Here is a 21,994-nt window from a genome sequence, read left to right as displayed (position 1 = left end):
CGATTGTCAAAACGCCTATCAATAGATTGGGAATGCGATCAGTCGCGTTCCGGATGCGTTACCCGGGACAGCGCCTGATCCACGAGTTTCTGCGCCGCGACGGCGTCCGCGAAGGTCGCCACATCGGCCGCGTCGGCATCCTCACCAAGGATTGCACGATAGACGTTCATGGCGTCCGGTCCGAATTCCGTTACTTCCACCGGCTGTTTGAGAACACTGACCCGGAGGTTCCCGGAACCGTCGTCCGGGTCCAGTGAAAGGACCGCCGTGCCCTTTTCGCCCTGCACCAGGATCCGGATCGATCGATAGCCGGCGGACACGCGGGACACGAAGATGCGAGCCGAAGCGCCGGCACCGCCGGAGAGCCGGAGCGAGGCGACGTCCTCCGTCTCCCCGTCGACCACCCCGTGGGGCGTCTGCCGGGACGCGAAGACCGTGTCCGTCCGGCAGGCATCCACCGACCACGGCGTACCGGTCAACCACAGGATCGTGTCGAACAGATGAACTCCCTGATCAGCGAGCGCTCCCGCGCCCGCGACGCGGCGATCGTGCCGCCACGGCCAGGCGGTCCGCGGACCGCTGAGGAAGTCGTGATGGAACTCCAGATCGAGCGCCACGAGACGACCGAGCCGGCCCTCGCGCAGCATCGTCCGCAGCTGCCGCAACGCCCGGTTGAGCCGCCACTGGAAGGTCACGAATCCGGCGACCCCCGCTTTCTCGGCCTGCCGCAGCAGGGTTTCCGCCGATCCAGCGTCGACCGACAACGGCTTGTCGCAGACCACGAGAAGGCCCGCATCCAGCGCCGCGGTCAAAATTTCCGACCGCGCGCCGGGCGGGGCGATCACAGCCACCGCGTCGACCGAGCCGCTTCGTATGACAGCAACCGGGTCCGAGCTGATCTGCCCGACGCCATGCTTTTCGGCCAATTGCCGGGCACGACTGTCGTCATTGTTGTAACACAACACCTCGACCGACGCGGACCGACATTCGGTCAACCACGAGAGGTGTACTGCGCCGAAACCCGTGCCAACTACTGCGAATTTCACGGACAGCTCCCCGAAGCCGCGTCCAATGAAGCCCTTCGAATGGACCCACAACCGGAATGATCAATTGAAGGTCGCCGATGACGTTACTTCACGCACCGCGACGGCGCAACCACCGACAGCACTTCCGCCCACGGGCGGCAACGATCAACATGGCATCCACCTGCATCATTGCAATCATGGATCGGAACATGTTCTCTCCGGTGGCTGAGGAACGTACCATGCTCGGGGAGCCCGCGGGCCGTCCGCAAAGGGTTTGATCATTTACGCCGGTAGGCCGCCGGCACTATTTGCGGCCTCACTTTTCCCTCGTCACCGCGTCCACGCGGACACCGACGCACGGCGCGCCGAAGGAGTCGATGCACGATGCCCGAGTTCACCAGCGAAGCGCCGCCGTACCGCATCGCGCTGCCCCACAAGGGCGTGCTCGCGCCGAAGGCCCGCGAGCTGCTCCTGGCCGCGGGATACCGGTGCGGGACGCCGAGCGAGCGGCTGCAGTGCCGCGACCCCGGCAACAACACCGAGTTCCTCTACCTGCGCGCTCGCGACATCCCTCCCCTGGTCGCCGAGGGGTTGATCGACGCGGCCATCACCGGGCGCGACTTCGTCGCGGAATCGGAGCGCGATCTCGTCGAGTTGCTGGCGCTCGGCTTCGGCCGGGCGTCCGTGCACTACGCCGTGCCGGCCGGTGAGGACAGCGACCTGCACGTGCTGCACGGCCGGCGCGTCGCCACCGCGCTACCCGCCCTCACCCGCCGGGACCTCGCCGGGCGCGGCATCGACGCGCGGGTCGTCAGCATGACCGGCGCGGTCGAGAACGCCGTCCACGTCGGCATCGCGGATGCGATCGCCGACGTCGTGGACTCGGGCCGGACTCTGGCCGCACACGGACTGAAGATCATCGGCCCGCCGCTGATCCGCTCGGAGGCCGTGCTGATCGCGCGGCCCGACCGCGCGAGCCGGTCCGCGACCGTCGAGCTGACCCGGCAGCTGGCCGCGCTGGTCTACACCACCGCCGCCTGAGCACCGCAGGCTCGGTGGCCGGGTCGCGGCACGGCCCGGCCACCCACGGGTCAGCGGCGGGTCGCCCCGGCCTCGGTGTCCAGCCAGCAGCCGTCGAGAGCGGTGCGGCACGGACAGTCCGGGCCGTCGGTGAGCGCCTCCACCGTCCTGCGGATCATCGGCTCGACCCGGCCGATGTTGGCCTGGAACTCCGACACGACGTCGATGTGCCGCACCGGAGCATCCCCGCTGGCCGGGGCGATGTCCTCGGCGATCACGCCGTAGTCGGTGCAGTACGACAGGTTCACGTAACACATCTCCAGCTCACGGGCGACCGTGGCCTCGGAGGACTGGGTCATGTTGATGACGTCGGCGCCCCAGGAGTTGAACAGGCGGCTCTCCGCCTTGGTCTGGAAGCGCGGCCCGTTGATCACCAGCGCCGTGGCCTTCGGGTGAACGACCTCGCCGGTGTCCGCCAGAGCCGCGATGGCCAGCCGCCGCAGACGCGCGCAGTACGGCTCGGCCAGATCGGCATGGGCCCCGGAGAGGCCGGTGAAGATGGTGGCGTTCCGCGCCCAGGTCATGTCGATGAACTGGTCGAGGAGCAGGAAGTGACCCTTGGCGACGTGCGCCGACAGACTGCCCACCACGTTGAACCCGAGGATCTGCCGGGCGCCCAGCTGCTTGAGCGCGGCCACGTTCGCGGGATAGGGCACCTGATGCGGAGCGTACTGGTGATGCATCCCGTGCCGGGGCAGGAAGCCGATGCGACGGCCGGCCCAGGTGCACACCGTGACGGGAGCGCTGGGCTCCCCGTACGGCGTCTCCACAGTCAGCGACTCCACGTCCTCGAAGAAGCGGTAGAAGCCGGTACCACCGATGATGCCGAGGTCGATCACAAGTGTCCTCCGAGACGTTGAGTGACGAGGTGCGGTGACATGAGGCAGCCTGGACCGGCACATCCGGAAGGTGATGAAGTCGGCCGGCATCCCGCGACGCGGTTCGCTGCAAGGGCCAATCCGGACGCGGTCGACCGCGGGTCCGGCTGGTCGCCGACCGGACAGCGGGCCCGGCGACGCCAGCGACAGCGTATAGGCAGACTCCGATGCCGGACAACCGTCGACCACAACAGACAGTGGTTGCGCGGTGACAGCATCTGCCCTAGCGTGGGCCTCGCCGCCCGGCGAAGATCGGCGCTGGCTTCGAGGACACGGCCCGTGACCCGTGATCACCCCCCGCACCACAGAGGAGAGTCATGCGCACGCTCCCTGAGGCGCCCGACTTGTCGGTCGTCATCCCGACGTACAACCGGAGTCGTCACCTGCGCGCCACGCTGGACCACCTCGTGCGGCAGCACATGTCCCGCGACCGGTTCGAGATCGTGGTCGTCGACGACGGCTCGACGGACGACACCTTCGACGTCTGCCACGCGTTCCAGGCGATCCTGCCGCTGCGCTACGTCTACCAGCCCGATCTCGGCTTCCGGCCGTCCGCCGCGCGCAACCGCGGCGCCCGGTCCGCCATCGCTCCCATCGTGGTCTTCCTGGACAGCGGCACCCTTCCCGGCCCGGGATTCCTCGACGCCCACCTGACGGCGCACACCACCGGCCCGGCCGGCGGGCACGCCGTCGCGGGATACTCCTACTGCTACCGCCCGTACGATCCGACCCCCGGTCTCGCCGAGCTGCTCGCCGCCGAGGGCGGCGCCGCCGCGGTCGTCGAGCGCCACGGACACGATTCCCGTTTCTTCGACTGGCGCCACGAGCACCTGGCCGAGCTGGACTTCGAGCCCGGCCGCCACCCGCTGCCGTGGATCTTCTACTGGTCGATGAACTGCTCGGTCCGCCGTGACGACTTCCTCCGGGTCGGCGGATTCACGGCGACCTTTCCGGGCTGGGGCTCGGAGGACATGGAGCTCGGGCTGCGCCTGGTCCGGCACGGTATAAAAATAAGCTTCAGCCGGTCGGCATGGGTGCTGGAGGGCCCGCACGACCGCGACGCCGAGAAGAATCTGGCAAGCCTGTTCGTCAACCTCGATCACTTCCTCGACCTGCACCGTGATCCGCTGGGCGAGCTGACCTGGGCGGTGTTCCGGCGCAACGAGCTCTGGCCGATCGCCGACGCGTACCGCGAGCTGACCGAGTGGCAGGAAAACGCACGTGGACGCGACGTCAGCGGCGAGATCGCCGACGCCGTACGCGCCGCCGGGCCGGTCCGCGCCGGCCGGATCGCCGTGCTCGGCGCGGGGCGACACCTGCCCGCGGATCTGCCGGACGCCGAACTGATCGAGTTCGACGAGACCCTGCGCCCCGACCTCGACGGCGGACGGCACCGGCTTCACCACGCCATCGGCCTGCGGACAGCGCTGCCCGCCGGATCGATGGACACCGTCGTGCTCACGTCCCGGTTGGAGGGCCTCTGGCGACGGTGGGGACGGCAGCTGCTGGACGAGGCGTACCGGATCGGGGCGTCGGTCCAGCTCTCGCCGGTGTTGAACGCCGTTCCGAGTCCGGCGCATACCGCGACGACAGGCAGGTGACGCACTTGTCGGACCTGAAGGACGTCCACCCACGCACCGCCGTGGTGAGTGGCAGCAACCGAGGCACGGGCCGGGCGATTGCCGAAGCGCTGGTGGCCGCCCGGTATCGCGTCGTCAGTATCAACCGAAGCCGATCGGCCGATCCGGTGGGGCCCGAGCACCTGTGCGACCTGGCCGACCCGGCCGCTCTGACCGAAGCCCTGGACGAGATCCGCAGCGACTGTCAGCGCGTGGATCTGGTGGTGTGCAACGCGGCCACCCGCCTGCGCCGGCGCGTCGCCGATGCCGACGCCCGCGACTGGCACGGCTCGCTGATGGCGAACATCGCGGCGCCGGCCCTGATGGTGTCGGCCCTGTTGCCTCACCTGCGCAGGACGGCCGGGCTGGCGATCCTGATCGGGTCGCACGCCGCCGACCGGTTCTTCGAGGGCGGCGCCCTCTACAGCAGCACCAAGGCGGGCGCCCGCGCGCTGTTCGAGACGCTCCTGCTGGAGGAACGGCCGCACGGCGTGCGCTCGATGGTGATCTCGCCGGGCGCGATCGCCAACCGCGAGGCGGACAGCTCGCCGTTCAAGATGTCGCCCGACTCCATCGGCAAGCTCGTCGTGACGCTCGCCGCATCGCTGCCGGCCGACATCGCGATCGGTGAGGTCGAGATCAGGCCCGCGCTACTCGACCCGGCCGTCCCGACCGGGATGATCCGCCTGCAGTCGGTCTGACCCGGCCGCGCCCACAGAGGAGTCGAACAGTGGCCACCGTCCATGCCCGCTCCACCGCCGGCCCCGGCAAGCCGTTCACCCCCACCATGATCGAACGGCGCGATCCGGGCCCGCACGACGTCGTGATCGACATCGCGTACTGCGGCGTCTGTCACTCCGACATCCACAGCGCCCGCGGCGATTGGGACTTCACCGTCTTCCCGCTCGTACCCGGCCACGAGATCACCGGCACCGTCAGCGCGGTCGGGTCGCAGGTGACGAAGTTCGCGGTCGGCGACCGCGCGGGCGTCGGCTGTCTGGTCGACTCGTGCCGCTCCTGTGACAGCTGCGCCGCCGGCGAGGAACAGCACTGCGACGCCATCGCCTGGACGTACAGCGGCGTCGGGCCGGACGGCCGCACCACCGACGGCGGGTACAGCGAGAAGATCGTGGTGGACGAGAACTACACCCTCCACATCAGCCCCGGCCTGGACCTGGCCGCCGCGGCGCCGCTGCTGTGCGCGGGCGTCACGCTGTACAGCCCGCTCCGCCGATGGGGCGCCGGGCCGGGCAAGCGCGTCGCCATCCTGGGGCTCGGCGGCCTGGGGCACCTGGGCGTCAAGTTGGCCCACGCCATGGGCGCCGAGGTCACGGTACTCACCAGGTCGCAGGCCAAGCGGGCCGACAGCCGCCGGCTGGGCGCCGACCACGTCGTCGTGACCGACCCCGCGGCGACGGCTGCCCTGGCCGGCACCTTCGACCTGGCCATCAGCACCCGAGCGGCCGGTCTCGACCTGAATGCCGACCTGAACCTGCTGCGCCGCGGCGGCGTCCTGGTGAATCTCGGCATGCCGAACGAGACCCTGAGCTTCTCCCCCGGCGCCCTCAACGGCGCGCGCCGCATCGTGGCCGGCTCGATGATCGGGGGCATTGCCGAGACCCAGGAGACACTCGACTTCTGCGCCACCCATGACATCAGCGCCGACGTCGAGCTGATCACCGCGGAGCAGATCGACGACGCGTACGACCGTGCGATCGCCGGCGACATCCGTTACCGCTTCGTCATCGACGCGAGCACCCTACGGCCGTGAGGTCACCTTCCGCGCGGCGCCGGCCCGCCGGCCACGTGCCGGCCGGGATCGGCTCCGGCGGGCCGCACCCGCGCAGTCGCGTGTCCGGCCCGCGCCGCGGTGGCCCGGTTCGGAGCCGGGAAACGCTGCCGAGGACGTGCCCGGCAGTGTTTCCCGCCGCGGTCAGCAGCCGGGGCTGAAGACGTCGTTGGTGTCGTCGTCGCCGGTGCCCAGGCCGTCGTAGCTCGTGTACGGCGCCATCGTGCCGACGTACGTATGGTCGTCGATGTTGCCGGGGTTCTTCCACCACAGCTCGAAGGCGCACCTGGTGTTGTTCGTGGCCGACGACGCATGGCCGTGCACGATCCGGACCCGCTTGCAGTCGTACAGATCGGACACCGGGATCGGGGTGCGCGACAACGTTCCCGACGACGTGTACCGCTGGACCAGTCCGCCGGACAGGTTCCGGTTCTCGTAGACACAGACGCCTCACCGGTCGCTCACCTCGTGGACGGCCACCGTGCCGCCGCCGGGCACGACCGGCACGGCCCGGCGGCCCGCGCGCGGTCCCGGGTTCGTGCCAGGCCCGGCGGGACCACGCCCGGCCCGCCGGGTGGTGGGCGAGGCTCTTCCCCGTGAAGATCATGATCGGGCGGCCCGGGTGACCACGGCCCGCGACGGCCGCCGGCACGCCGCCGGCCGGCTCCCGTCCGCCAGTGATGTCCGATCGATGGGAGTCTCGCCATTCAATCGCTGATCAAGACCCTGCCGGCCGGGGAGCCCACCCGGGACACGGCGGCGCGCCGCGGTCCCGCGCCGGACCCGGTCCGGCCGCCCGGTCGCCGCCCGTGGCACGCAGCGTTGCTGGCGGCCCTGGCGGTGTGGTCGGTCGCCACGGTGGTTCACCTGGCCGTCAGCGCGCTGGCGTGGCTGCCGCGCCGAGGCGTCGCCGCGCCGGATCTGTGGACGGTGGCCCTGGGCTGGAACCAGTGGGATGCCGGCCACTACGTACGCATCGCCGAGAGCGGCTACCACCTCGGCCCGGGCTTCCCGGCGTTCTTCCCGTTGTACCCGCTGCTGGTGCACGCCGCCGACGCGGTGACACCGGGCGGCGCGCTGGTGGCCGCCCTGCTCGTCGCGAACGCCGCCGCGTTCGGCGCGCTGGCGGTGCTGTACCGGCTCGCCGACCACGAGTTCGGCCCGGCGGTGGCCCAGCGCGCCGCCTGGTACCTGGCCGCGTTCCCGACGGGCTTCTTCCTGTTCATCGGCTACAACGAGTCGCTGTTCCTGCTGCTGGCCGTCGGCGCGCTCTATGCCGGGCGCCGCGGGCACTGGTGGCCGGCCGGCCTGCTCGGCGCCCTGTCCTCGGCGACCCGGCTGTTCGGGGTGCTGCTCGTCGCCCCGCTGGCGCTCGAGTACCTGCGCCAGCTCGGGTGGCGGCCACGCCGGATCCGGCCGGACGTGCTCGCTCTGGCGCTGGTGCCGCTGGGCGTGGTCGGCTACAGCGTCTACTGCCTGGTCGAACTGGGCAACCCGCTGGCGTTCAGCACCGCCCAGGACCAGTGGGGCCGGCGGTACACGTTCCCGGGCGAGGCGTGGGTGGTCGCGATCCGGCAGGCCGCCGGGCACCGCCTGCTGGAGCCGGCCACGCTGGCCGCCGTCCTGGACGCCGGAACGGTGCTGCTCGCGGTGGTGCTGCTGGTGGCGTGCGTGGCCGGGCCGTTCCGGTTCCGCCGCGACCAGCTCTACCTGGTGGCGCACGCCGGTCTCACCCTGATCCTGCTGATGTCGACGGAGGTCGGCGGCCGGTCGATGCAGTCGGCGGCGCGCTACGTCATGGAGGCGGTGGCGATCTTCCTGGTGCTGGCCCGGATGGGCGCGAACCAGACCGTCGACCGGGTCGTGCTGATGGTCGGCGCGGCGCTGCACGCGGTCTTCCTGACGATCTTCATGGCCGGCACGTTCCTGGTCGCCTGAGCGGCCCGTGCCCGGGCCGGACGACTCGGTGGACGGCTCACCTGTTCATCGCGGTCGATCGACCGGGCGGCGGGGGACGCCGGCGCGGCGTGCGTCGGCGGCCCGGCCGGGGTGGCGCCTCTGGGGTATACGTGGTGAGGCGTGACCCGCTGACCGATCGACCACGACAGGAGCGCGCGGCAGCGCGGAGGTCTCTGCCGGTCCAGACGTGCTCTCGGCGGCTTCTTCGCACCGTACGACGCCGCCGGGGCGGGGCGCCTGACGGACCGTCCACCACCGGCGACCGGCCGCGCGGGGCGCGGTCACAGGCTCTTGGCCAGGTTCCGGCCGGTCTCGGTGTAGCCCAGCTGCTCGTAGAGGGCCCGGGCGCCGGAGTTGTGGGCGAAGACGTGCAGTCCGATCCTGGTCAGCGCGTTGTCGTGGCACCAGCGCTCGGCGGCCAGCATGATCGCGCGGCCGTAGCCCCGGCGGCGCAGGTCCGGCTCGACGGCGACGTTGTGCACGAACCCGGTGTCGTGGGTGACTTTGATCCAGAGGAAACCGACCCGGCGGTCGCCGTCGTAGGCGTACCAGAAATGGTGGCCGGCGGTGGCGAACTCGTCGGGAAGCAGCCGCGCGTAGGTGTCGGCGGCCGTGCGGGCCGCGTCGCGCGCCGACTGACCCGAGGCGGCGACGCTCCGCGCGTAGTGCGCCTCGGCCTCGGCCCGCCACGGCTTGTAGTGATCCTCGGTCATCGGCTCCAGCCGTACATCCGCCATGACCGGCAACCTACCGCGTGCGCAGAACCGGACGCGCTCGCGGTTCTCCGGCCGCCGGTCCACGGCCGGCTCCGGTGGTCACGCGCATCCGGACGCCGGCCCGCCCCGCCCGCACCGGGCGTCCCGCACGACGTCCGCCCGGCCGGTCAGCGCATCATCGCGGTGCAGAGGCCGGAGGTGGCGATGCCGGTGGCCGCGCCGCCGATCAGCAGGCCGGTCCCGAAACGCCGGCTCTGCGGGGAGAGCGCCAGCAGGCCACCGACCACGAGCAAGAGCGGCAACCAGAGCCACATCGCCCACAGGTTGGGCTCGGCGAGGCTGTTCAGCGCGGTGAGGACCGACACGCAGGTGGCAACCGGTCCGAGTACGGCGCCGGTGACGACGCCCAGCGTCATGCCGCGGTCGGGACGCGGCATGGGCGGTGAGGAGATCACGAGCAGGGGCGGCGTGCCACCGTCCCCGGCGGTCAGCGACAGGACGTGGCCGGCCGGGTCCTGACCGACCAGGGTGCCGCCGTACCCGGTGAAGGTCTCGCCGACCTGGCAGCCGCCGCGCTGCCACAGGTCGGTGGCGACGGCGAACAGGTCGACGTCCGGCGGCACGGTGCGGATCCGGACGGCGCGGCGTACCCGCCGCACCCCGGGCGGGTCGGGGGGCAGGCCGGTCGATCCCGGCTCGGCCGTCACCGGCTCGACGGCCTCCGGCGGAATCCGGCACGCCCGTAGCGTCGCGTCGAGCCGCTCGCTCACGCTCCGCCACAGATCGTCCGCCGGGGTGCTCACCGGCCCGCCTGCGGCAAGGTCATCCAGTACATCAGGATGATGCTATAGCCTTAAAAGGTGCAAATCGCCCTGCTTCCAGCGGAGATCCACGACGTCTTCGTCGGCGCGGGACTCGCGGTGGCCGGCGCCGTCCTCGCCCACGAGGTACGCCGCCGCGACCGCCGCGATCCGCGCCTGTGCTACCTGGTGGCCGGCGCGCTGACCGGCGGCCTGCTGGCCAGCCGGCTCGCCGGGTGGGCCCAGCACCTCGACCCCGGCCGTAACCCGGGCCTGGCGCAGCAGTGGCTCTCCGGCGGCCGCAGCATCCTCTCCGGCCTCGCCGGGGCGTACCTCGGGGTGCTGGCCGCCAAACGCCTGTGCGGCTACCGGGCGCGCTCCGGTGACCTGTTCGCGCCGGCGGTCGCGGCCGGGATGGCCGTCGGCCGGGTCGGCTGCCTGCTCACCGAGCGCCCGGGCACGCCGACCGGCACCTCACTGGGCGTCACGCTGAGCGCGGCCGACGCCGCCCGCTTCCCGGGGACGCCCGCCGACACGCCGCTGCACCCCTCGTTCGCGTACGAAATCGCCTTCCAGCTCGTCGCCCTGGCCCTGCTGATCGCCCTGCGGGACCGGATCACCCGCCCGGACGCGCTGTTCACCGGCTATCTGGCCGGCTACGCGGGGTTCCGGTTCGCGGTCGAGTTCGTCCGCGGCAACGAGGTCGCCGCCGCCGGCCTGACCCGGCCGCAGATCTTCCTGCTGTGCTGCCTGCCGCTGCTCGGCTGGCGGCTGCGCGCGCTGCGCGCCGCCCCGCAGGCGACGTGGGCGCGATGACCGGGATGCCGCTGCGCGGCGACCGCATCCACCGGTACGTCGACGCCTTCTGCCCGCGCTGCCACCTGGAGGACCCCGGCCGTGACCTCGCCGACGTGCCGCGGCTCGCCGGCCGGCTGGCGGTCCGCGACGACCGGGTGTGGCTGGAACGCGGCTGCGCCCGGCACGGCCTGATCCGCACCCTGTACGACGAGGACCCGGCCATCCTCGCCTACCTGGAGCAGTGGACCGCCCCCACCAAGCGGCACGTGCCGGACGTGACCGGCAACTTCGCCCCGGTGCCCGCCGCCTACCTGGACGGGCTGCCGGAGATGCAGACCCAGCACACCTGCATCCTGCTGACCGACCTCACCGACGGCTGCAACCTGCGCTGCCCCACCTGCTTCGCCGAGTCCGCGCCGGGCGCGGGGCAGCCGGTGCCGGTGGCCACCCTGCTGGCCGGGATCGACGCCCGGCTGCGGCGCGAGAACGGCCGCCTGGACGTGCTGATGCTCTCCGGCGGCGAGCCGACCCTGCACCCCGACCTGCCGCGGCTGCTCGACGAGGTGGCCGGCCGGCCGATCGTGCGCGTGCTGCTCAACACCAACGGGCTGGCCCTGGCCCGCGACGACGCGCTGCTCGACCTGATCGCGCGCCACCGCGAGCGGGTCGAGGTCTACCTGCAGTACGACGGGGTCTCCGGCGCCGCCCACCGGCACCACCGCGGCGCCGACCTGACCGAGCACAAGGAGCGGGCGATCGACCGGCTGTCGCTCGCCGGGGTGTTCACCACGCTGACCATGACCGCCGCGCTCGGGGTCAACGACGGCGAGATCGGCGCGGTGATCGACCGGGCGCTGGCCACCGCGTACGTCGGGGGCGTCACCGTCCAGCCGCAGTTCGGCTCGGGCCGCTCCGGTCCGATCGACTGGAACCGGCGGCTCACCCACACCGGGGTGCTGGCCCGGCTCGGCCCGCAGACCGGCGACCGGGTGACCTGGCGCGACCTGACCGCCCTGCCGTGCTCGCATCCGCACTGCTGCTCGGTCGGCTATCTGCTGCGCGACGACACCGGCCGGTGGCGCTCGCTGACCGCGCTGCTCGGCCCGGACCGGCTGCTGGCGTTGCTGGCCGAGGCGCCGGACGCGGTGGCCAACCGGATCGCCGACACGCAGCTGCCCGCCGAGCTGCGCCGCGCGGTGCGCGAGTCGCTGCTCGGGCTGCTCTCCGAGCAGTCGTCGCTGTCGCATCCGCGCGTCGGCGACCTGTGGCGCGACGTGTGCACCGCGTGCGACCTGGGCATCGGCACGCTGGCGAGGCTGGCGCTGCCGGGCGGCCGCGACCGGCTGCGCGGGCTGCTCGCCGAGCGGGTCAAACGGATCACCGTGAAACCGTTCATGGACATCGCCACGATGATCGAGGAACGGCTGCTGCAGTGCTGCGTGCACGTGGGCACCCGCCGCGGCGAGCGGGACCAGTGCGCGCCGTTCTGCGCGGTGCAGGCCTGGCCCGCCCTGGCCGCCCAGCGCCTGTCCCGGGCCGCGCCCGGCGCCGCGCCGTGACCGCGCCGCCGGATCCGCTGCGGCTCTGCGTGTACGCCACCGTGGCCGCGCTGACCTGGTGGTGCGGCCCGGTCGCGGTGGTGTTCTTCGCCGGGCTGGCGCTGGCCGGTTACCTGCGCGCGCACCGGCAGGGGCTGCGCCGCTCGGCCTGCCTGCTGCGCGACGTGCGGGTGGTGCTGGCGTACCTGGCCGTGCTGCTGCTGGCCGGGCTGGCCGGGGCGCTGCGCTCGTGGTGGACGTGAGCCGGCGCGCACGCCGACCACAGCACCGGTGGATGCACCCGTCCCGATGTTTCCGGTTCCCGGCTTCCACCCCGGCCGGGATCGACGTACGATCGCAGCGGACCCGGAAACGACGCACGAACCGACGCACCATCGCACGAGCACCGTCAGACGAGCAGATCCGGACGACACGGATCCGGTCGGCGGCACGCATCCGCCGTCCCGGCCGGCGCACGAGGGAGGTGGCAGGTCAGGTGAGCACCTTGACGGCACGTTTCGACCTGCCGCTGAACACCACCGCGCCGCGCTGGGCACGCGGCGCCGTCGCGGCGGTCCTCGGCGGCTGGGGACTCGACGACGCCGGCTGGGTGGCCGACACGATGACCGTGGTCAGCGAGCTGGTCGGCAACGCGGTCCGGCACGGCGGCGGCCAGATCGCCCTGGACGTCGAGGCGCACGGGCGGCAGGTCACCGTCTCGGTCGCCGACGGCTCCTCGGTGGTGCCCCGCCCGCGGGAACCGGACGAGACCGGCGGGCTCGGCCTCACCATGATCGAGGCGCTGACGATCCGCTGGTACGTGGAGTCGCATCAGGGCGGCAAGCGGGTGCGCGCACAGCTGCCGCCGTGCCCGGGTCCGGACCTCACCGCCACCGGAACCGACCGTACGGAGCCGGCATGAACATCACCGCCCACGCCGACGGCGACGGCATCACCCGCCTCGCCCTGGCCGGAGACCTCGACATGGCCACCGCCGAGCGGCTCGACGAGCAGGTCGGCCTCAGCGTCACCGAGACCCGCCCGAGCCGGCTGGTCATCGACGCGACCGGCCTGACCTTCTGCGATTCCTCCGGCATCCACGCGCTGGTCCGCGCCCGCGACACCGCGCACCGGCACGGGTCGGCGTTCGTGCTGACCAACCTCACCGGCATGGCCCGCCGGACCCTGGAGATCACCGGCCTGCTCGGCCCACTGACCACGGTCAGCGGGGGCGACGCCGGTTTCTGAACGGCCGCGGTTCCCCGCCGGGGTGCGGCGGGAAACCGCGACCGGGTTCAGGACTTGCCGCCGCGCGGGGTGTCCTCCTCGGCGCGCTCCCGGTGCGTGTGGTGATCGATCTGCTTGGCGGCGCCCTGCGACACCCCCGCCTCACTGGCGCTCATGCCGTGCTCCTTGGCCTCCCGCGCGGCGGCCTGCAGCTGGTCCTGGTCCACCTTCTTCGACACGACAACCTCCCGTGCGGCTCGCGCCGTGGCATCCGCCACGTGCGTCGAGCCGCGCATACCCGCAGGACACCGCTGCTAACGGCCACCGGTCGCGGCCCTCGTCGCGGCGCGGGGCCGCCCGGGACGCCGGCTCGGCCCGGGGCCCGCTGCCGGCCGGGCGGCGGCCGTCCCGGGCGGGGGCGATCCTGCCGGTTCGATGTATCTTCTGCGGGTGACCGATCCGCTGCGCCCGGGCGATCCGACCGAGCTGGGCGGCTACCACCTGATCGGCCGGCTCGGGCAGGGCGGCATGGGCGCGGTCTACCTCGGACGCGGGGCCGGCGGGCGGCTGGTCGCGGTCAAGGTGATCCGCCCGGAGTACGCGGCCGAGGCCGAGTTCCGGGGTCGCTTCCGCAGCGAGGTCAACCGGGCCCGGCAGGTGCCCCCGTTCTGCACCGCCGAGGTGCTCGACGCGGACCCGGACCACGCCACGCCGTACCTGGTGGTGGAGTACGTCGACGGGCCCAGCCTGGCCCAGGTGATCAGCCGGTCCGGGCCGCTGGCCGCGGGCAGCCTGCACAGCGTCGCGGTCGGGGTGGCCACCGCGCTGGCCGCGATCCACGGCGCCGGGGTGATCCACCGCGACCTGAAACCGGCCAACGTGCTGTTCGCCCTGGGCACGCCGAAGGTGATCGACTTCGGCATCGCCCGCGCGTTCGAGGTGACCAGCCAGCACACCCGTACCGACCAGATGGTGGGCACGGTGGCCTACATGGCGCCGGAGCGCTTCGACACCGATCACGGCGGTACGACGGTGAGCCCGGCCGCCGACGTGTTCGCCTGGGGCGCCGTGGTGACGTACGCGGGGACCGGCCGTACCCCGTTCCACGCCGACTCGGCGGCCGCCACCGCGGCCCGCATCCTGACCCAGCCGCCGGACCTGTCCGGCCTGCCCGCCGCGCTGCGCCCGGTGGTCGAGCGCACGCTGGCCAAGGACCCGCGGGACCGGCCCACCGCACAGGAGCTGCTCGACCTGCTGCTGGTTCCGGATCTCGACGAGGAGACCCGGCTGGTGCCGGCGGAGGTGCTGCGCGCGGCGGAGGCGGCCCAGCGGAGCGAGCCGCGGCCGCGCCGCCGGCGAGCCGCCCTCGCCACCCTCGCCGGGCTCGCCGGCCTGGCGCTGGGCGCCGGCGCGCTGGTCGCCACCGGCACGGTGGACCGGACCGCCTTCGGCCAGGGCGGTGGCGGCGCGGCGGCCGCGCCCGGCCCGGCCGGCAGCCCGGCACCGGCCGGCCCGCGGCGCCGGACCGTGCCCGGCACGTCGATCATCGACCGGCTGGACCGGCCGGGTCAGTGGTTCGCCTCGCGTGGGAACGGCGGCCGGTGCGCCTTCACCGGCGGCCGGCTCACGGTCACCACCGACTCGGTGCACCGGTGCCGCGGCCCGGCCGACACCTTCGCCGGGGACCAGTCGGTGGCCGTCGACGTGTCCATCGTGTCCGCCGGGGCCTGCGCGCTGATCTGGTTCCGGTCGACCGCGGACGGCGCCTACCGGGTTGCGGTGTGCGAGAAGGACATCCGGTTCGGTGTGGAGACACCCGCCGACCTCACCGGCGAGACCCGTACCCCGGTCGCCGGCACCGCCCCGGGCCGGGTCCGCCGGATCGGCATCGACGTGCGCGACGAGCGGGCCACGGTCACGGTGGACGGCGCCCCGGTGCTCGCCACCGCGCTGGGCGAACCGTCGCTCGCGGCCGGCCGGGTCGAGCTGGGCGCGATGATCGACGACACCGGAGACCGGGTCACGTTCGCCAACGCGGAGGTGCGCAGCCGATGAGACGGCGACTGGTCACGCTGGCGGTGGCGCTGCTTCTGACCGCCGGGTGCGGCACGCACCCCGGCGACACGCCGGGCACCGCCGGGCCGGCGCGCTCGGCCACCGCAGCCCCGGCGCCGGAGCCCAGCTTCGCCGACCTGACCCGGGGCGACACCCGCTCGGTGGTGAAGATGTACGCCTACGACGCGCGCAACCGGTCCGCGGTCGTGGAGCCGATCCTCTTCATGACCGGCGAGCAGTACTGCCGGGCGTTCCGGCCGGCGCCCACCGACGGGCGCTGCGACCGGGAGTGGACGACCGAGGAGAGCCACACCAAGATCACCGTGCCGGTGGCCGCCCGGCCGAGGTTCTACACCTGGCAGGACGAGAACGGCGACGTCTGCGTCGACTCGCCCGACGCCGGCGGCACCTGCCCGACCACGGCGAAGGCCTTCGGCCGGTGGCTGTCCGGCGATCCCGGCGGCATGGTCGCGGTCACCATGGTGGACGGCACGATCACCCGGATGGCGCAGATCTACGTCCCGTGAGCCGGGCAGCGTGACCCAGCTCACGCGCGATTGTCGGCAGCCGCGGGGGCCGGGAACCGATCGGTAGGGGCCACGGCGACACCGCACCCCTCACCGCCAGGGAGCCCGCAATGCCCATCGCCCCCGTCTCGGCTGCGGCGCCGGCCACCGACGTCACGCTCGACGCCGTGCTGGCCGGCCGGCTGGTACGCCCGCTCTTCCAGCCGATCGTCGAGCTGTCCACCCGTGCCGTGGTCGGGGTGGAGGCGCTGGCGCGCGGCCCGGCCGGCAGCGCGCTGGAGTTCCCGGACCGGCTGTTCGCCGCGGCCGGCGCCGCGGGACGACTGGGCGAGCTGGACATGCTGTGCTTCGAGCGCGCCCTGGAGGGCGCGATGGCGGCGCGGGTCGCTCCCCCGCTGCTGTTCGCCAACGGCGAGCCCGCCGTGATGGACCAGCCGCTGTCACCCCGGTTGATCGAGCTGTTCGCCGCCCGGCCGCCGTTCCGGACGATCCTGGAGTACACCGAGCGGGCGCTGACTGCGGTGCCCGGCAGCCTGCTGAGCCTGGCCGGCTCGATCCAGCTCGGCGGCAACGCGGTGGCCCTGGACGACGTCGGGGTGGACCCGATGTCGCTGGCCTTCCTCCCGATCCTCGAACCCGAGGTGATCAAGCTGGACATGAGCCTGCTCCGGGACCCGCACGCCGCGCACACCCGGGCCGTCTGCGCCGTGGTGCGCGCGGAGGCCCGGCGGACCGGCGCCCTGGTGATCGCCGAGGGTGTCGAGACCGAGGCCGACCTGGTCACCGCTCAGGAGCTCGGCGCCCGCTGGGGACAGGGCTGGCTGTTCGGCCGGCCCGGTCCGCTCGACCGGGCCGGGCATCGTTACGACCCGGCGGCCGCCGCCGCGCTGCGCGTCCCGCGACCGGGCTTCCACCAGCCGGACGGCACCCCGTTCCAGATGGCCACGGCGCACGCCGCGAGCGCGCCCGGCACCGCCGAGGCGGTCGACGCGGCGCTGGCCCGGGTCCGCGACATCGCCGCCGCGGACGCCACGGCCGTCGTCGTCGCCTCCTGCCCGGCGACCGGCATTCCGGGCGTCGCGGCGCCGCCGCACGCGCTCGCCGGCCGGGCCCGCTCGGCCGTCCTGCTGGACCGCCCGGTGCCCGGCGAGCTGGCCGTCGCGGTCATCGGACCCGGTTACGGGTACGCGGTGTGCGTCGACACGGCGGCCGGCCCCGAGCTGGCGACCACGGACGACCTGCCGACCGTCGCCGCCGTCACGCGCGTGCTGCTGAACCGGCACACGCGCGGCTGACACGGCCCGCCCGGAACCTCGCCCGCGGCCGGCCGCGAAACGGTCAGCATCCCGGTTTTACCGCTTTGAGCTCGGCAAACAACCTAATCTGGGCAGTGCAAGTGCCTCTGACTACGGGCTGCGGACACGACACTTGCAACCTCGCCAGCCAGGGGCTCCCACCGCAGCGAGAGGCTCGCCGAACAAAATGGCTGCCATCAATCAAGCCGTCATCAATTCACCCGAGCGGTTGCAGGAGACCCGGCGAGCGCGGCTGGTGCTCCCCTGCATGCCCATGTCACTCGACCGGGTCACCGAGTTCGCGGCGCACGCCGTGCTCGCCCCGATGTGCCAGATCACCCTCGTCGGCGAGCTCGAGTACTACTTCGCCGCCGGTTACGGGATGTGGCCGGACCTGGCGCCGGAGGGGCACGCGCCGCTGTCGCACTCGCTGTGCAAATTCGTGGTCAGCGCCGACCACCCCGTGCTCAGCGAGAACATGCTGACCGACGACGACCGGCGGATCCGGGAACACCCGCTGGCCGTGGACTACGGCGCGCGGGCGTTCCTCGCCGTGCCGCTGCGGGGCGGCGCCGGCGAACCGGTCGGGGCCCTCACCGTGCTGGACACCGTCCCGCGGCCGTGGACGGCCGCCGACCTGCTCAAGATCAACGATGTCGCCGAGCTCATCGGGCCGATCCCGGCCGAACGGCCGGAGACCCCGCTGCCCACCACCGCGCTGGACACCGCCGGGCTGCTGCGCAGCATGCAGGAGGCGTTCATCGCGATCACCAGCGACTCGGTCGTGGTCGGCTTCAACCACGCGGCGGAGCAAATGCTCGGCTGGGCGGCCGACCAGGTCTGCAACCGGCCCATCGAGCAGACGCTGTGCCCGGAGTACGAGGACCAGATCATGAGCCGGATGCTGGGCGAGATGCGGTTCGCGCCGTCGCAGGTACGAATGCGGCGTGAGCTGCGCCTACGCACCCGCAACGGCGACCTGCTGACGGTGCCGGCCTCGCTGTCGATGGTGCACGGCTCCGCCGGCTCCCTGCTGTGCGCCTTCATCAACGCGACGGAGGTGAGCTCGTCGTAGACCCCGTCGCGCGGGGCCCCGCATCCTGAGCTCTGTAGTGCAGAGTACTCTCTCCTGGACCACACCGAGGGGGGAGCTCACCCATGAACGGCACCACCGGCGTCGCCGAAACGGCGGCCGAACTGCACCACCTTCGCCAGCGGGTACGCGCTGACCGGCAGACCATCGGTCTGCCGTTGTCGGTGTTCGGGGCGCTCACCCTGGCGAACGCCGCCCTGGTCGCGGCGCACGCCGCGACCAGCCAGACGGCGGTCGCCAAGCTGGCCCTGCTGCTGTACTGGCCGTGCGCCGGCGCCATCGGGCTGCTCGTGCTCGGGTGGCACGCCGGCCGGGTGGCGCAGCGGGCGGGTGTCGGCGGCGGCCGCCGGTCGTACCGGCCGGTCACCATCGGCTACGTGGCCAGCCTTCCGGTCCTGGCGGTGCTGTTCGTGCCGGTCTTCTTCGTCGGCGGCTACTGGGCGACCCTGGAGTGGCCCGCGGCGATCCTCACCGCGATCTCGGTACGCCAGCGCAACAACACCCTCTACGGCGCGGCCGTCGGCACGGCGCTGGCCGGTCTCGCACAGGGCCTGTTCGCCGCCACGCCGCACGGGTCGAGCGGCGCCTGGGCGGCGATCGGCGTCGAAGTCGCGCTCGGCGTCGCGCTGACGCTCGCCGGCCTGATGGCGAGCCGCCGCGGGCGGGCGGTGCGGTGACCGGCGCGGAACCGGAGCCGGAGTCGGAGCCGCCGCATCCCGCGCTCGGCCTGGACGAGGTCGTTCACCAGAAGACCCGTCTGGCGCTGCTGACGGTTCTCGACGAGGCCGGGCGGGCGGATTTCTCGTACCTCAAACGGACGCTCTCGCTCACCGACGGCAACCTGGGCCGCCACCTGGACGTGCTCGCCGAGCAGGGCCTCGTCCAGCTGGACAAGGGTTACGCGGGACGCCGCCCGAAGACCTGGGCCACGATCACCGCGAAGGGCGAGCAGGCGCTGGCCGCCGAGATGCGGCTGCTGGCCGCCCTGCTGAGCCGGTTCGAGGCCGGCAAGCGGGACTGATCGGGAAGCGCAAGCGACGATATTGGCTGTACCGGTTTACTGTGAACCAGTACATTGTGAACCATGAGTGACGTGGATGAGCTGGAAGCCGTCCGGCGACAGGCGGCGGTCGTCCAGCAGACCCGCAAGCTGGTGGAGGAGCAGGTGGAGGTCCTGCGCCGGCTGTTGCCGAAGGCCAAGGCGACGGGTCGCTGGTCCTCCAACGAGATCGCCCGGGCCGCGGCCGGCGGCATGGCCCGGGTGCGGGTCCTCAAGGAGATCGGCGACGACGAGATCCTGGACCGGGCGCGCAAGGCGCTGCGGACCTGGCCGCACGACCTGTTCGAGCTGCGGTTCCGCAATCCGGCCCTGTTCATCGCGTTCTGCCGCCCGGGGCTGGAGCCCGGGTCGCCGGAGGCCCGCCAACTGGCCCTGGACCTGGTGCGCCACCTGGAGACCCAACGACTGTGGCTGTTCTGCGAGCAGGATCCGAAACAACCGGCTCGCGGACTGGCCGAGGGCAGGACATGCGCGATCGTCGACGCCGCGCTGCGCACCGAACCGCGACACCTCACCCCCTGAGCCACGGTCCCGGGCGGTCAGCACCAGCATTCGGACCTGGGCGAGCTGGTCGCCGCGAGCTGACGGCACGGGTCTCGGCCCGCGCGGTGAGCCGCGGCTCAGCCGCGACCGGCGGCGGCCGCGGCGGAGTCGGCGTACTTGATGATCAGACGCGCGAGTTCGCGGCGCTCGGTCTCGGGCCAGTCCCGGGTGATGTGCTCGAAGGCCTGGCGCTGCTGGGACCGGAAGCGGTCGCGCAACGCGTGACCGGCCTCGGTGAGCTCCAGCACCGCCCGGCGGCCGTCGGACTGCGACGGCACCCGGACCAGGTAACCGTGCGTGATGCAGTCGGTGACCATGCGGCTGGCCACCGACGGATCGACCGCCAGGGCGTCGGCCACCGCGCCGACGCTCATCTCCCCCTCGGCCTCGTCGACGACGTTCAGCACCAGGTTGCGGTTGAGATCCTTGCGCTCGACGGGCGGCGTGACCGGCAGCTGGGTGGTACGCCGGCGCAGCCGCGCGAACGCCGCGCCGACCGCGTCGAACAGCTCGTCGGCGTCGTCCGGCTGGTGTCGGCCCGTCACCCGGTCAGCCTACCCCGGCGTATGCGTCGCGCATGTGCTCGACCTCATGCATGTCGGTACGCGGCGTGGCGCGACGACGACGTCAGGGCTGGGCACCGCCGGCACGCGTCCCACCATCGGCGACGGCCGCGCCGGCCACCGGCGTGCCGCGCCGCCAGACCGCCCGGGTGTTCAGCGTGTCACCGATGTCCGCGGTGGGGTCGCCCTGCACCAGCAGCAGATCGGCCCGCAGCCCGGGGGCGATGCGGCCCCGGTCGGTCAGCCCGAACCGGCGCGCCGGGGTGCTGGTCGCCGCGCGCAGCGCTTCGATCGGCGTGAGCCCGGCGGCGACGAGGTACTGCAGTTCGTGGTGGACGCTCGCGCCGTGGGCGAGCCCGCCCAGGAACGGCAGCGGAACCGACGCGTCCGTGCCGACGAGCAGGTCGACGCCGGCCCGGTGCAGGGCTCGCACCGATGCCAGCACGTCGTCGAGGCGGCCCTGCGGGTAGTGGCCGAAGCTGGAGCGCAGGGTGGCGGTCCAGGGCTCGTCCAGGCGTGCCGAGACCCGGGGGTCGTCGGCGAGCGCGGCGCCGGTGATGCCCATCATCGAGGCGTTCAGGACCACGCACGGCACCACGAAAACGCCCGAGCGGGCGATCAGATCGATGATCTCGGGGGTGTGCGGCCGGTCCATGAACAGGTGGGCCAGGCCGCCGATCCCGGCCTCGACCGACATCCGGGTCGCGTCGACGGTCAGCGCGTGCGCGACGGTCAGCATCCCGCGGCGCCGCGCCTCGCGCACCCCGGCGGTGAGGGTGGCCCGGTCCAGCATGGGCAGGCCGGGATGGCCCTCGACGGTGCCGTCGTCGACCATGAACTTGATGTAGTCGGAGCCGCTCTCGATCAGCCGCGGGATGAATGCCACCGCCTCCTCGGGAGTCGTGGCGAAGGGCATCACCGGCGGCGGGCCGGGACGGTGCGGCCGCCCGCCGGGCGGGCCGGGCCGGAAACCCTCCGGGAACAGCTCGCTCGGATGCCCGCCGGGCGGCGTGATGCCGAATCCCGACGAGCGCACGTCCGCGACGGTGTCGTCGTCGAGCAGGTGCGCCCGGTTCGGCGCGGTGTTCGTGCCCTGCATCTCCAGCTCGGTGGTCACCCCGAACCGCAGCGCGAGCCCGAGGCTGCGCGCATCGGTGTGCACGTGGGCGTCGATCAGCCCGGGTAGCAGCGTGGCCCCGGACGCGTCGACGACCTCGGCGCCGGCCGGCGGTTCCCCGCCCACCGCCGTGATCTCGGTTCCCTCGATGACGACGGTGCTGGCGGCGGTCACGTCGCACCCGTCGAAGATCTTCGCGTGGACGACGGCGGTGGCCATGGTTCCTCCCGGCGGGGCGATCCTGTGCGGAGCGCACGGATTTGCGCACCGCAGTTGTATGCATAGTTGCACACAATTGCGATACGCAACCAC

The 21,994-nt window shown here is 72.8% G+C and carries 25 protein-coding genes; 17 read left to right on the top strand and 8 right to left on the bottom strand.

Going from position 1 to position 21,994, the window contains the following annotated elements; translation table 11 throughout:
• Nucleotides 1-38: 38 nt before the first annotated feature.
• Nucleotides 39-1,046, bottom strand: coding sequence for a Gfo/Idh/MocA family protein (locus tag ACTEI_RS14540; protein WP_164465954.1), 1,008 nt, complete (start codon nt 1,044-1,046; stop codon nt 39-41).
• Between the two features lie 363 nt (nt 1,047-1,409).
• On the opposite strand from ACTEI_RS14540, the gene hisG reads away from it, so the two are divergent.
• Nucleotides 1,410-2,066: an ATP phosphoribosyltransferase gene (gene hisG / locus ACTEI_RS14535; RefSeq protein WP_122978148.1), complete on the top strand. Its 657-nt coding sequence runs from the start codon at nt 1,410-1,412 to the stop codon at nt 2,064-2,066.
• Between the two features lie 50 nt (nt 2,067-2,116).
• Here hisG and ACTEI_RS14530 read toward each other — a convergent pair whose 3' ends face one another.
• The gene (locus ACTEI_RS14530; RefSeq protein WP_164465953.1) at nt 2,117-2,944 is read right to left on the bottom strand and encodes an MTAP family purine nucleoside phosphorylase; all 828 of its coding nucleotides are present in this window, start codon (nt 2,942-2,944) and stop codon (nt 2,117-2,119) included.
• 356 nt (nt 2,945-3,300) lie between these two features.
• Between ACTEI_RS14530 and ACTEI_RS14525 the strand changes: the two genes are divergently transcribed.
• From ACTEI_RS14525 to ACTEI_RS14515, 3 genes are read left to right on the top strand one after another with little or no spacing between them, the layout of a single operon-like run.
• Nucleotides 3,301-4,584 (top strand): glycosyltransferase, encoded by a 1,284-nt coding sequence (locus ACTEI_RS14525; protein ID WP_122978146.1) that lies wholly within the window; start codon nt 3,301-3,303, stop codon nt 4,582-4,584.
• Between the two features lie 5 nt (nt 4,585-4,589).
• Nucleotides 4,590-5,303, top strand: coding sequence for an SDR family oxidoreductase (locus ACTEI_RS14520; protein WP_164465952.1), 714 nt, complete (start codon nt 4,590-4,592; stop codon nt 5,301-5,303).
• 29 nt (nt 5,304-5,332) lie between these two features.
• Nucleotides 5,333-6,373, top strand: coding sequence for an NAD(P)-dependent alcohol dehydrogenase (locus ACTEI_RS14515; RefSeq protein WP_372443289.1), 1,041 nt, complete (start codon nt 5,333-5,335; stop codon nt 6,371-6,373).
• 162 nt (nt 6,374-6,535) lie between these two features.
• On the opposite strand, the gene ACTEI_RS14510 is transcribed toward ACTEI_RS14515, so the two are convergent.
• On the bottom strand, nt 6,536-6,751 hold the full coding sequence (locus ACTEI_RS14510; protein ID WP_145831082.1) for a hypothetical protein: 216 nt from the start codon (nt 6,749-6,751) through the stop codon (nt 6,536-6,538).
• 462 nt (nt 6,752-7,213) lie between these two features.
• Between ACTEI_RS14510 and ACTEI_RS14505 the strand changes: the two genes are divergently transcribed.
• The gene (locus ACTEI_RS14505; RefSeq protein WP_122978144.1) at nt 7,214-8,329 is read left to right on the top strand and encodes a mannosyltransferase family protein; all 1,116 of its coding nucleotides are present in this window, start codon (nt 7,214-7,216) and stop codon (nt 8,327-8,329) included.
• A gap of 302 nt (nt 8,330-8,631) precedes the next feature.
• Here ACTEI_RS14505 and ACTEI_RS14500 read toward each other — a convergent pair whose 3' ends face one another.
• On the bottom strand, nt 8,632-9,087 hold the full coding sequence (locus ACTEI_RS14500) for a GNAT family N-acetyltransferase (RefSeq protein WP_122978143.1): 456 nt from the start codon (nt 9,085-9,087) through the stop codon (nt 8,632-8,634).
• A gap of 146 nt (nt 9,088-9,233) precedes the next feature.
• On the bottom strand, nt 9,234-9,869 hold the full coding sequence (locus tag ACTEI_RS14495) for a hypothetical protein (protein WP_122978142.1): 636 nt from the start codon (nt 9,867-9,869) through the stop codon (nt 9,234-9,236).
• 57 nt (nt 9,870-9,926) lie between these two features.
• On the opposite strand from ACTEI_RS14495, the gene ACTEI_RS14490 reads away from it, so the two are divergent.
• The 5 genes from ACTEI_RS14490 (at nt 9,927) to ACTEI_RS14470 (ending at nt 13,450) form a co-directional block, all read left to right on the top strand.
• On the top strand, nt 9,927-10,682 hold the full coding sequence (locus ACTEI_RS14490; protein WP_203723770.1) for a prolipoprotein diacylglyceryl transferase: 756 nt from the start codon (nt 9,927-9,929) through the stop codon (nt 10,680-10,682).
• Nucleotides 10,679-12,223: a radical SAM protein gene (locus ACTEI_RS14485; protein ID WP_203723769.1), complete on the top strand. Its 1,545-nt coding sequence runs from the start codon at nt 10,679-10,681 to the stop codon at nt 12,221-12,223. Before ACTEI_RS14490 ends, ACTEI_RS14485 begins: the two co-directional genes overlap by 4 nt.
• Nucleotides 12,220-12,465, top strand: coding sequence for a hypothetical protein (locus ACTEI_RS14480; RefSeq protein ID WP_122978141.1), 246 nt, complete (start codon nt 12,220-12,222; stop codon nt 12,463-12,465). The genes ACTEI_RS14485 and ACTEI_RS14480 overlap by 4 nt, the downstream gene beginning before the upstream one ends.
• A gap of 233 nt (nt 12,466-12,698) precedes the next feature.
• Nucleotides 12,699-13,124, top strand: a complete 426-nt coding sequence (locus ACTEI_RS14475) for an ATP-binding protein (protein WP_122978140.1) — start codon at nt 12,699-12,701, stop codon at nt 13,122-13,124.
• Nucleotides 13,121-13,450 carry an STAS domain-containing protein gene (locus tag ACTEI_RS14470; protein ID WP_122978139.1) on the top strand — a complete coding sequence of 110 codons (330 nt, stop codon included), beginning with the start codon at nt 13,121-13,123 and terminating at the stop codon, nt 13,448-13,450. The genes ACTEI_RS14475 and ACTEI_RS14470 overlap by 4 nt, the downstream gene beginning before the upstream one ends.
• A 47-nt stretch (nt 13,451-13,497) precedes the next feature.
• Here ACTEI_RS14470 and ACTEI_RS14465 read toward each other — a convergent pair whose 3' ends face one another.
• Complete coding sequence (locus ACTEI_RS14465) at nt 13,498-13,668, bottom strand: hypothetical protein (protein WP_164465951.1); 171 nt, start codon at nt 13,666-13,668, stop codon at nt 13,498-13,500.
• A 211-nt stretch (nt 13,669-13,879) separates the two neighbouring features.
• Between ACTEI_RS14465 and ACTEI_RS14460 the strand changes: the two genes are divergently transcribed.
• From ACTEI_RS14460 to ACTEI_RS14430, 7 genes are all read left to right on the top strand, one after another.
• On the top strand, nt 13,880-15,484 hold the full coding sequence (locus tag ACTEI_RS14460; protein ID WP_122982142.1) for a protein kinase domain-containing protein: 1,605 nt from the start codon (nt 13,880-13,882) through the stop codon (nt 15,482-15,484).
• Nucleotides 15,481-16,011 (top strand): hypothetical protein, encoded by a 531-nt coding sequence (locus tag ACTEI_RS14455; protein ID WP_145831083.1) that lies wholly within the window; start codon nt 15,481-15,483, stop codon nt 16,009-16,011. Before ACTEI_RS14460 ends, ACTEI_RS14455 begins: the two co-directional genes overlap by 4 nt.
• 110 nt (nt 16,012-16,121) lie before the next feature.
• Nucleotides 16,122-17,306 (top strand): EAL domain-containing protein, encoded by a 1,185-nt coding sequence (locus tag ACTEI_RS14450; protein ID WP_122978136.1) that lies wholly within the window; start codon nt 16,122-16,124, stop codon nt 17,304-17,306.
• A 268-nt stretch (nt 17,307-17,574) separates the two neighbouring features.
• On the top strand, nt 17,575-18,381 hold the full coding sequence (locus tag ACTEI_RS14445; protein WP_164465950.1) for a PAS domain S-box protein: 807 nt from the start codon (nt 17,575-17,577) through the stop codon (nt 18,379-18,381).
• An 83-nt stretch (nt 18,382-18,464) separates the two neighbouring features.
• The gene (locus ACTEI_RS14440) at nt 18,465-19,076 is read left to right on the top strand and encodes a hypothetical protein (protein ID WP_122978134.1); all 612 of its coding nucleotides are present in this window, start codon (nt 18,465-18,467) and stop codon (nt 19,074-19,076) included.
• Nucleotides 19,073-19,420: a transcriptional regulator gene (locus tag ACTEI_RS14435; protein WP_122978133.1), complete on the top strand. Its 348-nt coding sequence runs from the start codon at nt 19,073-19,075 to the stop codon at nt 19,418-19,420. The genes ACTEI_RS14440 and ACTEI_RS14435 overlap by 4 nt, the downstream gene beginning before the upstream one ends.
• Nucleotides 19,421-19,483: 63 nt before the next feature.
• Complete coding sequence (locus tag ACTEI_RS14430) at nt 19,484-19,981, top strand: hypothetical protein (RefSeq protein WP_122978132.1); 498 nt, start codon at nt 19,484-19,486, stop codon at nt 19,979-19,981.
• 98 nt (nt 19,982-20,079) lie between these two features.
• Here ACTEI_RS14430 and ACTEI_RS14425 read toward each other — a convergent pair whose 3' ends face one another.
• Both ACTEI_RS14425 and ACTEI_RS14420 read right to left on the bottom strand, forming a co-directional pair.
• A complete protein-coding gene (locus tag ACTEI_RS14425; RefSeq protein WP_122978131.1) occupies nt 20,080-20,547 on the bottom strand; it encodes a MarR family winged helix-turn-helix transcriptional regulator in 468 nt (155 codons plus the stop codon).
• Nucleotides 20,548-20,629: 82 nt separating this feature from the next.
• A complete protein-coding gene (locus ACTEI_RS14420) occupies nt 20,630-21,901 on the bottom strand; it encodes an amidohydrolase family protein (RefSeq protein ID WP_122978130.1) in 1,272 nt (423 codons plus the stop codon).
• Nucleotides 21,902-21,994: the final 93 nt, after the last annotated feature.

It is taken from the genome of Actinoplanes teichomyceticus ATCC 31121, assembly GCF_003711105.1.
In the GTDB taxonomy this organism is placed as follows: Bacteria; Actinomycetota; Actinomycetes; order Mycobacteriales; family Micromonosporaceae; genus Actinoplanes; species Actinoplanes teichomyceticus.
This window is presented reverse-complemented; position numbering and strand designations above follow the sequence as displayed.